General features: G+C 38.4%; 8 protein-coding genes and 1 pseudogene. 7 read left to right on the forward strand and 2 right to left on the reverse strand.

From position 1 onward, the window contains the following. Positions 1–279: 279 nt before the first annotated feature. Together JCM9140_RS04860 and JCM9140_RS22995 are read right to left on the reverse strand one after the other, a co-directional pair. A pseudogene (locus JCM9140_RS04860) lies at positions 280–2,319 on the reverse strand (molybdopterin-dependent oxidoreductase). Positions 2,320–2,432: 113 nt separating this feature from the next. Further along, a complete protein-coding gene (locus JCM9140_RS22995) occupies positions 2,433–2,573 on the reverse strand; it encodes a YjcZ family sporulation protein (RefSeq protein ID WP_081727565.1) in 141 nt (46 codons plus the stop codon). Between the two features lie 189 nt (positions 2,574–2,762). Between JCM9140_RS22995 and JCM9140_RS04865 the strand changes: the two genes are divergently transcribed. From JCM9140_RS04865 to pfkA, 7 genes are all read left to right on the forward strand, one after another. Then, positions 2,763–3,653 carry a LysR family transcriptional regulator gene (locus tag JCM9140_RS04865; RefSeq protein WP_034743124.1) on the forward strand — a complete coding sequence of 297 codons (891 nt, stop codon included), beginning with the start codon at positions 2,763–2,765 and terminating at the stop codon, positions 3,651–3,653. An 18-nt stretch (positions 3,654–3,671) separates the two neighbouring features. Next, positions 3,672–4,586, forward strand: a complete 915-nt coding sequence (locus JCM9140_RS04870) for a ketopantoate reductase family protein (RefSeq protein ID WP_034743128.1) — start codon at positions 3,672–3,674, stop codon at positions 4,584–4,586. Between the two features lie 151 nt (positions 4,587–4,737). Beyond that, positions 4,738–5,514, forward strand: coding sequence for a 2,4-dienoyl-CoA reductase (gene fadH, locus JCM9140_RS04875; RefSeq protein ID WP_034743132.1), 777 nt, complete (start codon positions 4,738–4,740; stop codon positions 5,512–5,514). A gap of 169 nt (positions 5,515–5,683) precedes the next feature. Continuing rightward, positions 5,684–6,097: a CoA-binding protein gene (locus tag JCM9140_RS04880; RefSeq protein ID WP_034743135.1), complete on the forward strand. Its 414-nt coding sequence runs from the start codon at positions 5,684–5,686 to the stop codon at positions 6,095–6,097. A 309-nt stretch (positions 6,098–6,406) separates the two neighbouring features. Next, positions 6,407–8,377, forward strand: coding sequence for a DNA topoisomerase IV subunit B (gene parE, locus JCM9140_RS04885; RefSeq protein WP_034743138.1), 1,971 nt, complete (start codon positions 6,407–6,409; stop codon positions 8,375–8,377). A 2-nt stretch (positions 8,378–8,379) separates the two neighbouring features. Next, on the forward strand, positions 8,380–10,833 hold the full coding sequence (gene parC, locus JCM9140_RS04890) for a DNA topoisomerase IV subunit A (RefSeq protein ID WP_034743141.1): 2,454 nt from the start codon (positions 8,380–8,382) through the stop codon (positions 10,831–10,833). 145 nt (positions 10,834–10,978) lie between these two features. Beyond that, positions 10,979–11,938: a 6-phosphofructokinase gene (gene pfkA / locus JCM9140_RS04895; protein ID WP_034743337.1), complete on the forward strand. Its 960-nt coding sequence runs from the start codon at positions 10,979–10,981 to the stop codon at positions 11,936–11,938. Positions 11,939–11,977 lie beyond the last annotated feature (39 nt).

Consider the following 11,977-nt stretch of genomic DNA (forward strand, 5'->3'; position numbering starts at 1 on the left):
AAAATACTTTTAAGCGGAGCTTTTGCTAAAGGTTTGTCAGGATTCTTTTTTTCATTTTTGTTTTCCTTATGAGCATACCATGAAATGATTTTCAAATTGAGCACCACCGTTCGTTAAAATGAAAGTAGCCTGTAAAGACTCTTTGTCCAAGTATATGAACGTCTTTACAAAATATGATAAAAAAGCATTGTTTCAAAGAATGAACTTGACCTTTGAAACAATGCTTATAATAGGTGAATGATAAAAAATGAGTACGGGTTTTTCTTCTTTAATAATCGTTTAGGTCATTTTTTCACAGGCTACTCTTCCAGAAAAAAAGGTAGCGCCACCACCCATATCAGCTAACCGATCCGGTGTTAGTGCATTCACAAGATGCATGTCACCAGCCAGATCTGCATACAAACCTTGAGTAACAAGAACGCCTGGAAGAACGTTCGTTCCTACAGAAACCGTTAATTGACACTCACCACGGTCATTCCAGATTCGAACCAATTCCTTATCATCAATATCAAGCTTTTTAGCGTCACGCTCATTCATATGAACGATTGGATTTTTCTCTAGTTCTCGGTGTTTTTGATTATTAGAGAACGTTGAGTTTAAGAAATTGTGATTCGGACCTGGTACAAAAAGAAATGGAAAGTGCTCTTCTTGAACTAATGGCATATGAGTGGGGAGAGGAGGGTACCCCTCTTTTTCCATAGTCTTTGAATATAACTCAATTTTTCCGCTAGGTGTCGGAAGTGACGATAACGAAAAAGCATCACGATTTGCCTTTACATATAAATTTTTTAGCAATTGATCATAGGTAATGGTTGAGTATGATATATTCCCTTTATGATCTACTGCTTGACGAATTAATTCTTCATCAGATTCTAGTAAGGCTTCTTCCTCGAATCCCATTGCTCTAGCTAATAGGCGAAACACATCTGAATTTGACTTACTTTCTTCATAAGGTTCTATAATTGGCTGTTGCAAATGAATATAATGGTGCCAATAAGATGTATAAAAGTCAGTATTTTCAAAAGAAGAAGTTGCAGGCAAGACAATATCAGCATACTTGGCTGTCTCAGTTAAAAATAAATCATGAACAACAGTAAACAAATCATCGCGTATTAAACCTTGGCGAACTTTATTGCTCTCAGGTGTGACAATAGCTGGATTACAGTTATAAACAAAAAGAGAGTGAACAGCTGGAGCGGCTTCTAGCAATACGGTGCCCAGTTGATTCATGTTAAATGAACGCGTTTGTTTGTTTTTTAATAAATCAGGCCGTTGTAGTGCATGAGTATTATGGGTTAAAAATCCGGAATTTGATTTAATAGCACCGCCTCCTTTATCAAGCCAAGCTCCTGTCAGACTGGTAAGCAAGAGATCGTACGTACAATCATTCCACCATTGTCATGATGTTGCAGCCCGTTGCCAATTCGAATGAACGAAGGAGAGGTCGTTCCATACATTCGAGCTAGTTTCAGAATGTCTTCGACAGAAACTCCAGTAAGGTGTGAGACGGTTTTTGGATCATACTGACGAACATGTTCTTCTAATTCCTTATATCCAACGGTATATTCTCTCAGAAAAGCCTCATTGACTAAGTTTTCACTAAATAGAACATGCATGATCCCAAGAGCGAGCGCACTATCTGTACCAGGGGCAATAGGAATAAACCAATCGGCCATTCGCCCTGTTTGATTTTTGTGGACATCAATGACAATAATTTTTGCCCCGTTTTTACGAGCTTTTTGAGCGAGCATCATTTGATGCATGTTTGTACTAACAGCATTAATCCCCCATAAGATAAATAACTTCGTTTCTGTTGTCTCTTCAGGATCAATCCCATAAGCGCCGCCCATTGTGTAGGTATAGCCAACTGATCCTGCACTTTGACAAATGGTGCGTTCCAGTCGACTTGCGCCTAAACGATGGAAAAAACGACGATCCATTCCTTCGGCGTTCACATTTCCCATATTCCCATAAAAGCTATAAGGAGGATGGACTCAGGACCATTATCTGCAATAAGATTCGACCATCTTTCTGCAATTTCTGCAATGGCTTCCGACCATGAAATCGGCACAAATTTCCCCTCCCCTTTTTTCCAATTCGTTTCAATGGAGTTTTAAGACGATGGGGGTCGTAGAGACGGTCAGTCATATGACGAACTTTATTACAAATGGCTCCTTTGGTTACGGGGTGTTCAGGATCGCCTTCAATCTTTACAATTTTTCCGGCTTTTTTATGTACTAAGAGACCACATTGGTCAGGGCAATCAAGTGAGCATACGGAAGGAAAGACACCTTCATTTTTATTTACATGTGGATGCATATTGTCAGTCCTTTCCAAAATATTTCTATTATTTTATCATTTTTTAACGTTATTTAATAGGAACTCTTATTAAAAACCCCTGCTAATTTTTAGCAGGGGTTGAGTTGGATTCATTATTTAACGTATGCTGCGCCTACAATAATGAGTAGGATGAACAGCACAACAATTAGCGCAAAGCCACTACCTCCAGTACCGTGATAACCATACATCGGTGCTGCTTGATAGCCATGCATAGGTGCTCCGTAGAAACTCATAATGGAAAACCTCCTTTTTGAGTTGCTATACTTTTACACTATGATGGAGAGGACAATTTGCTTGGGCACGTAACCAGTTTAACTAAAAATAGGTAAACACCCAACGATAGCGAAACAATCGTGGTCAGCTTATAAAACCTTTGGTATGCTAAAGATAGAATGATGCAAGCGATAAATGAGGGTGGATTTATGCATATTGACCATTTAAAAATTTTTGTAACGGTAGTAGAGTTACGCCATTTTTCAAAAGCAGCAAAAGTATTAAACTTATCTCAACCAAATGTGAGTCTTCACATTAGAAATTTAGAAAGTGAACTCGAGACCACCTTGTTTATACGCTCACCGAAGCAAGTTAAGGTGACAGCTGCTGGAGAAATGTTTTATTTAAAAGCAAAAAAAATCATTGCGCTTTATGAAGAAGCCAAACAGGAAATTGCTGATCAGAAACACATTGTTCAAGGTACCATAAAAATTGGAGCTAGTTTCACAATAGGTGAGTATATTTTACCAAGAGTTCTGGCTGAATACGCAAAAGAACATCCACAGGTAAACGTTGAAGTAATGGTGGGGAATACAGAAGAGGTTATAAAGAAAACTCGTTCAAACGAATTAGATATAAGTTTAATTGAAGGAGAAGTATCTGAACAAGAAGTAGAAGCTGTCCCATTTATGGATGATGAAATGATTATTATTGCTTCAAGTAGTCATCCATTAGCACAAATTCGAATGGTCGCTCCTGACCTTTTACATGATCAAGTTTGGATTTTGCGAGAAAGCGGCTCAGGGACAAGAGCTTTTAGCAATCAACTTATTCAAAATCTTAATTTACAAGTGAAACGTTCTTTTGTTTTTAGCAGCAGTCAAGGAATTAAAGAGGCAGTATCAGCCGGCCTTGGTATTGCCATGATCTCACGTTTAACCGTTCGGAAAGAGCTTGAGTTAGGGGAATTAAAGGAAATTAATATTGGAAATCGAAAATTCACTAGAAAATTTTCCATTATTAAAGGAAAGCATGATTTTGTATCAAGAGCTCATGATCTATTTATCGAAAAGATGATTCAATCAAATAAACAACTGTAAGAGAAAGGGGAATGGAAATTGAATATTGTTGTCGTTGGAGCAGGAGCAGTGGGAGGTTATTTTGGAGGAAAGCTTGCAAAAAGTGGAGAAGCTGTTACGTTCTTGGTTCGACAAAAAAGATACGAACAGTTAACACAACAAGGATTACAAGTAAACAGTATTTATGGAGATTTTTCAGTACATCCACATGTCGTAACCGAAGCGAAGGATATTCAACAGCCAGAACTTGTGATCGTTGCTTTAAAAAATTATCACTTAGAAGCTGCGATGCCAGAGCTTGCCACACTAGTTGAAAATGGAGCAAAAATCCTTCCGCTTTTAAATGGAGTCGAGCATCTGGATTTATTAACATCAACGTTCGGACAAGATCGTGTTTTAGGAGGAATTTGCTATATTGAATCAACACTGAATAATGACAATCATATTGTTCATACGAGCAAATTGCATCACATCGTGTTTGGATCCATTTTAGAAGGCGATGAGAATTTCTTGCAAAAAGTCCTTACTTCTTTTGAGAAAGCTCATATTCCTAGTACGTTATCGAAAGAGATTGTCGTGGATATGTGGAAAAAGTATACGTTCTTAACCACATTAAGTGGAGTTACTTCCGTTTTGCGACAACCAATTGGAGTTGCATTACAAGATCCTGTTATGATTGAATTTTTGAAAGAACTGATTAAAGAAGTCGTTGTTGTCGGAATGGCAAATAAGATTAATCTTTCTCAAGAGTTAGTTACAGAGACCATGACGAAGCTTCAAGATCTACCGCCTGAGATGACCTCTTCCATGCATCGAGACTTAGAAAAAGGATTAAGAATTGAATTAGATAGCATTCAAGGATATCTTTTGAAAAATGCTAAATTACATACGATTGACACACCTTGTCTTCGTTCCATTTACGCCTTTTTACATCCATTTAAAAATGGGAATTAAAGGACTAAAGATGTCCCGAAAGTCTTGATGATCTTTTGGGCGTCTTTTTTTGTTTTGAAATAAAACTATTTTTTGGAAAGTAAGGACGTGGTATGATTAGAGTAAGTGAATGATCATTCACTCATATGATCAATCTTAAGGGGGAAATGAAATGAAAGGGAAAATAGTAATTGTAACAGGTGGTAGCAATGGGATGGGAAAAGCAATGGCAAAAAGATTTGCAGAAAAAGGAGCCTATGTGACGATCAGTGGACGTAATCAAGAAAAGTTGGAACAAGCTAGACGTGAAATTGAAACGTTTGATGGGCAAGTACTTCCTTTTGTTATGGATGTAAGGGACATTCAACAAGTGGATCAAATGGTAACAGAGACGATAGAAAAGTTTGGTGGAATTGATTATCTAGTGAACAATGCTGCAGGAAACTTTCTCGTACCAGCTGAACAGCTTACGGTAAATGGCTGGAATTCAGTCATTGATATTGTATTAAACGGAACTTGGTACTGTACACAAGCTGTAGCGAAACATTGGATCGAAGAGAAAAAAATAGGTAGTATTATTAACATGGTAGCAACATATGCATGGACAGCCGGTCCGGGGGTCGTTCACTCAGCTAGTGCAAAAGCAGGTGTATTGGCCATGACAAGAACGCTTGCTGTTGAATGGGGTTCAAAATATGGTATTCGTGTAAATGCAATAGCCCCAGGACCAATTGAGGACACAGGTGGGACAGAAAAGCTCATACTTAATGAAAACATGCATAGAAATTTAATTAACAGCATTCCGGCAAAACGGTTTGGAACAGTAGATGAAGTAGCAGGCGTTGCTGAATTCCTTTTTTTAGAGGAAGCGAAATATATAAATGGGGACTGTATCACCCTTGACGGTGGACAGTGGTTAAGCGGAGCAGCATACCAATTTACAGAGTAAATGTAAGCGCTTAATATATCGTCTGTAACTTATTAAATGGATAAACATAAAAGGAGTGCGTATTCTAACCTTTGTGATGATTTATTCTGATAAAAAGTTTTTTTCTTGAGTGTTGATGGAGTGTTAGAATAAAGGGATGAATGGATTCAATAAATAAGGAGTGAATAAAATGCCCATACAATATCCTAATAATGACGAAATAAAAACGTTGTTGCATGAAAGTAAGCGAATTGCTGTCGTTGGGTTATCGCCAAACCCAGAGCGCACATCCTATATGGTATCTGAAGCTATGCAAAAGGCAGGATATGAGATTATTCCTGTTAATCCAACGGCCGATGAAATTTTAGGAGTTAAAGCAGTAGGTTCCCTTAAGGAAATAGAGGGTGATATCGATATAGTAAATGTGTTTAGAAGAAGTGAATTTTTACCTGAGGTGGCGCGTGAGACGATTGAAGTTGGTGCTAAATCGTTTTGGGCACAACTAGGGCTTGAAAATGAAGAGGCTTATGAATTGTTAACAACTAATGGTGTCCAAACAGTCATGAACCGTTGTATTAAAGTAGAACATGCAAAATGGAAATAAAAGTATTCAACCAAGAGATGAAAATGGTTAAGATTTTCGTCTCTTGTTCCTCTTCTAGCATAAATACAAAACATTTGTTTTGACAAGATCATAGTATAGATGTGCTCTTGTTAAAGCAAGTGTAGCTAGAGATTTCCAATATCGTATTTCTTTTTTCAGAATGTTAAAGAAAATGCAGGATTATTGAAAAGATGTTGCGAATACTGAAATAACCGCTACAATAGATAAAGCGGCACTGTTCGAGAAAAAGGAAACGTTTGTTCGTTTGTGCTACAATTTGAGCGTAGCATGTTGAAAGGAGTAGCAACTTTGGCTAAGAAACAACATTTGGATTATAACGATGATGCGATACAAGTATTAGAAGGACTAGAGGCGGTAAGGAAGCGTCCGGGAATGTATATCGGAAGTACGGATGCTAGAGGCCTTCATCACCTTGTTTATGAAATAGTTGATAATTCCGTTGACGAAGCACTTGCCGGACACGGATCATACATAAATGTAACGGTTCACAAAGACAATAGTATTTCTGTTAGCGACGAAGGGCGCGGGATGCCAACAGGAATGCATAAATCGGGAAAGCCGACTCCAGAAGTGATTCTTACTGTACTACATGCAGGGGGAAAGTTTGGTCAAGGTGGTTATGCAACCAGTGGAGGACTTCATGGTGTTGGAGCCTCAGTCGTTAATGCCTTATCCGAATGGCTTGTAGTTGAAATTAAACGAGACGGCCAAGTGTTCAAACAACGATTTGAAGATGGCGGAAAGCCAGTTACAGGTCTTGAGAAAACGGGAAGCACTCGTAAGTCAGGAACAACGATTCACTTCAAACCAGATCGAACTATTTTCAGCGCTACCACTTATAACATTGAAACGTTAACCGAGCGTCTACGTGAAGCAGCGTTCTTGTTAAAAGGGCTTAAAATTGAATTAGTTGATTTACGTGGCGAGGGATCTCAGGAAGAATTTTATTATGAAAATGGAATTGAAGCATTTGTTGAATATTTAAACGAAGACAAAGAAACGTTAAGTCCTGTTGTTTTTTTCTCTGGAGATCAAAATGACATTGAGATTGAATTTGCTTTTCAATTTAACGATGGGTACACAGAAAATGTTCTGTCTTTTGTAAATAACGTGCGCACGAAAGATGGCGGAACACATGAACTTGGTGCAAAAGCAGCAATGACTCGTGCTGTAAATGAATATGCTCGGAAGGTTAAGTTATTAAAAGAGAGAGACAAAAACCTGGACGGATCAGATATTCGCGAAGGGTTTACTTCAATTATTTCTGTCCGTGTTCCGGAGGCTAAATTGCAGTTTGAAGGACAAACAAAAGGAAAACTCGGAACTCCAGAGGCGCGGTCAGCGGTTGATGCTGTTGTATCTGAAAAACTTTCCTATTTCTTTGAAGAAAATCCAGATGTCAGTACAATGTTAATAAAAAAAGCGATAAAAGCTGCTCAAGCTCGTGAAGCTGCAAGAAAAGCACGCGAAGATGCTCGGAATGGAAAAAAAAGCAAACGAAAAGATGTTTTATTAAGCGGGAAGCTTACTCCGGCACAATCAAAGAACCCACAACGAAATGAATTATATTTAGTGGAGGGTGATTCTGCAGGAGGCTCGGCAAAACAAGGGCGAGATCGAAAGTTTCAGGCTGTATTACCACTACGTGGAAAAGTTATTAACACGGAAAAAGCAAAGTTAGAGGACATAATGAAAAATGAAGAAATTCGTACCATCATTCATACAATTGGTGCGGGGGTAGGTTCTGATTTCACTTTGTCTGATGTGAATTATGATAAGATCGTCATTATGACCGATGCAGATACGGATGGAGCTCACATACAAGTTCTTTTGTTAACGTTCTTTTATCGCTATATGAGGCCATTATTTGATGCGGGGAAAGTATATATTGCTTTACCTCCACTTTATAAAGTAAGTAAAGGCAGCGGCAAAAAAGAAGTGATCGAATATGCATGGGATGAGCGCGAGCTTGATAAGGCAACAAAAAAGGTTGGCCGCGGTTATACGTTGCAACGTTACAAAGGTCTAGGTGAAATGAATGCAACGCAACTCTGGGAAACGACTATGGATCCAGAAACAAGAACCTTAATTCGTGTGAAACTTGATGATGCTGCACGGGCAGAGAAACGGGTAACGACTTTAATGGGTGATAAAGTGGAACCGAGAAGGAAATGGATTGAGTCTCATGTTGCGTTTGGAATGGAAGAAGACTCGAACATCTTAGAAAATGAAAACATAGCAATTATTGAGGAGGAGTAAGTTTGGCACAAACAGAGCGTTACTTAGACCTTCCCTTAGAAGATGTCATCGGCGACCGATTTGGTCGCTATAGTAAATACATTATTCAAGAGCGTGCACTTCCTGATGCAAGAGACGGGTTAAAACCAGTGCAAAGACGTATCCTATATGCAATGTACAAAGATGGAAACATAGCAGATAAGCCATTTCGTAAATCAGCGAAAACAGTTGGTAACGTAATCGGGAATTATCATCCACACGGGGATTCGTCTGTGTATGAGGCAATGATTCGAATGAGTCAGGAATGGAAGGTCCGAAATCTATTAGTTGATATGCATGGAAACAATGGATCGATTGATGGAGATCCACCTGCAGCAATGCGTTACACAGAGGCAAGATTATCCAAAATAGCCTCCCAGCTTTTGCGCGATATTGATCGCAATACAGTTGACTATATTCCCAACTTTGATGATACAGAAGATGAACCTGTCGTTTTACCTGCGATGTTTCCGAACTTACTTGTTAATGGTTCAACAGGTATCTCCTCAGGTTATGCAACGGATATTCCTCCGCACCATTTAGGAGAGATTATCGATGGTGTCATAATGCAAATGGAGAAGCCCGGCACAACGCTTGATGACCTGTTAACGGTTATAAAAGGTCCAGACTTTCCTACAGGAGGCATTGTTCAAGGCATTGATGGTATCCGACAAGCCTATCGAACAGGCAAGGGGAAAGTTGTTGTACGGGCCAAAACAGAAGTCGAGGAACTTCGTGGAGGACGGGAACAAATTGTCATAACAGAAATTCCTTATGAAATTGTGAAATCAAATCTAGTTAAGAAAATGGACGAATTACGATTTGATAAAAAAGTAGATGGAATTGCTGAGGTTCGTGATGATACGGATCGAACAGGGTTACGGATTGTTGTTGAGTTGAAAAAAGAAGCGGATGCAAATGCGATCTTAAACTACTTATTAAAAAATACAGATTTACAAGTTACATATAATTTTAATATGGTTGCTATCGCGAACAAAGCCCCGAAATTAATGGGACTGCAAGCATTAATACAAGCATATATTGATCATCAAAAGCTCGTTTTTACAAGGCGTGCGAAGTATGATTTGCAAAAAGCGCTTGACCGTCAGCATATTGTCCAAGGGTTAATTAAAGCCATTTCTATTTTGGATGAAGTGATTACAACGATCCGTGCGTCAAAAGATAAAAAAAATGCGAAAGATAACTTGATTGAACAGTTTGATTTTACAGAAGCTCAGGCAGAAGCGATTGTTACGCTTCAATTGTATCGTTTGACGAATACAGATATTACAACACTTGAAGAAGAAGCAGCTGAATTGGAACGAAGAATTCATGAACTAGAGGCCATTCTTGATAGCGAAAAGAAATTAATTCAAGTGATTAAAAAGAATCTTCAAATGATTAAAAAAGAGTTTGCAGATGTTCGCAGGACCGTGATCAAAGAAGAAATTGAAGAAATAAAAATTAATATGGACGTACTCATTGCTTCAGAAGATGTCATGGTTACTGTGACAAAAGATGGGTATGTTAAGAGAACGAGCGTACGTTCGTATGCGGCCTCAAATGGAGAAAATCCAGGTATGAAAGAAGGAGATTACCTTCTAGGTCATTTTGAAATGAATACGACAGAAACATTATTGCTTTTTACGAAATTAGGGAATTATTTATATATACCTGTCCATCAACTTCCAGATATTCGTTGGAAAGATAACGGACAACATGTAGCAAACCTTGTAAGTGGCTATAATTCCGATGATGAAATTATCAAGGTGTTACCTATTAAAGAATTTAAAGATGAGATGTCGTTGCTATTTATTACGAAGTTTGGGATGGCAAAAAAATCGCAGTTATCCCTTTACCAAGCACAAAGGTTCTCAAAACCATTAATGGCATTAAAATTAAAAGAGAGCGATGAAGTAGCTTCAGTTATCCTTTTGAATGGAAAAGAAGAATTATTCATTGCAACGAACGTAGGCTACGGTCTCTGGCTTAGTGAAGATGAAATTAACTTAGTTGGTCAAAGAGCTGCGGGAGTTAAAGTAATCAACTTAAAAGAAGATGACTATGTTGTCGATGCATCAGCATTTTCAAGTGAAAATAAAAAAGTTGAATTTATAATTATGACTCAACGTGGAGCAGTCAAAAAAGTTCCAATTACTGAATTTGACAAATCGAGTAGAGCTAAGCGTGGACTTGTCATGTTACGAGAATTAAAATCAAATCCACATCGAGTGATTGCGTGTAAACAGGTCACTCATCAACATCAAACGTTTGTGGCTGTGACGGAGAAAAATCATCAAGAAGATTTCCAACCAGCTAATTACAGGAACAGTGATCGATACAGCAATGGATCTTTCCTTCTTGATGTCGCTACGGTCGGAACCGTTAAAGAAGTTCGAGAAGAAATTAATACAACATTAAAAAACGACGAGAAATAATCTCGTCGTTTTTTAATGTTGTCAATAATAATATTATTATGTAAACTAATATTCTTTACCCTTAAAGAAGGCTGAACGTATAATGATGTAAAAAGTATGAAATACTTGCTAAAAGATAGTGAATTACATTGTTGAGGTGAGAATGTTGAAACGAATTGCTGTATTAACAAGCGGAGGAGATTCACCAGGGATGAATGCTGCTGTTCGCGCAGTGGTAAGAAAGGCAATATACCATGACTGCAAAGTGTTTGGTGTATATCGTGGCTATGCAGGTATGATGGAAGGAGATATCCAGGAACTTCATTTAGGTTCTGTTGGTGATATCATTCACCGAGGTGGAACGATGCTTTACACAGCAAGAAGTGAAGAGTTTAAAACAAAGGAAGGGCAGCTTAAAGCTGTTGAAGAATTAAAAAAACATGGTATTGAAGGCGTGATTGTAGTTGGTGGTGATGGATCTTATCGAGGTGCTCAAAAGCTTTCAGAGCACGGGATCGCAACAATTGGAGCGCCTGGAACAATTGATAATGATATTCCTGGTACTGATTTTACAATTGGATTTGATACATCTTTAAATACAATCATTCATTCAATTGATAAGATTCGTGATACAGCTAGTTCGCATGAAAGAACATATGTTATTGAGGTAATGGGGCGTCATGCAGGTGACCTTGCATTATGGAGCGGGTTAGCAGCCGGTGCTGAGACGATTTTGTTGCCTGAAGTTGAACATAATATGGATGATATTGTTGAGCGATTGAAGCGTGGTGCCAAACGTGGAAAAAAACATAGCATTATTGTCGTTGCAGAAGGAGTCGGATCAGGTGTTGAAATTGGAGAAAGCATTCAACAAAAAACCAATTTCGAAACTCGGGTAACTGTTCTTGGTCATATCCAAAGAGGAGGTTCTCCGACGGGCTTTGACCGCGTGTTAGCAAGTCGTTTAGGAGCGTATGCAGTTGATTTGTTGCTTGATGGCAAATCTGGGTTAGCGGTTGGAATTGAGAAAAATCAACTTGTTCACTATTCATTTGATGAGATTTTCACTAAACCACATGAAATTGATACAAATATGTTTACATTATCGAGTCAGCTTTCGATTTAACAAAAAAAGGGGTTGTCCTATAGGGACAACCTTTTTGTA

This window comes from Halalkalibacter wakoensis JCM 9140 (assembly GCF_000513095.1).
Classification (GTDB): domain Bacteria; phylum Bacillota; class Bacilli; order Bacillales; family Bacillaceae_D; genus Halalkalibacter; species Halalkalibacter wakoensis.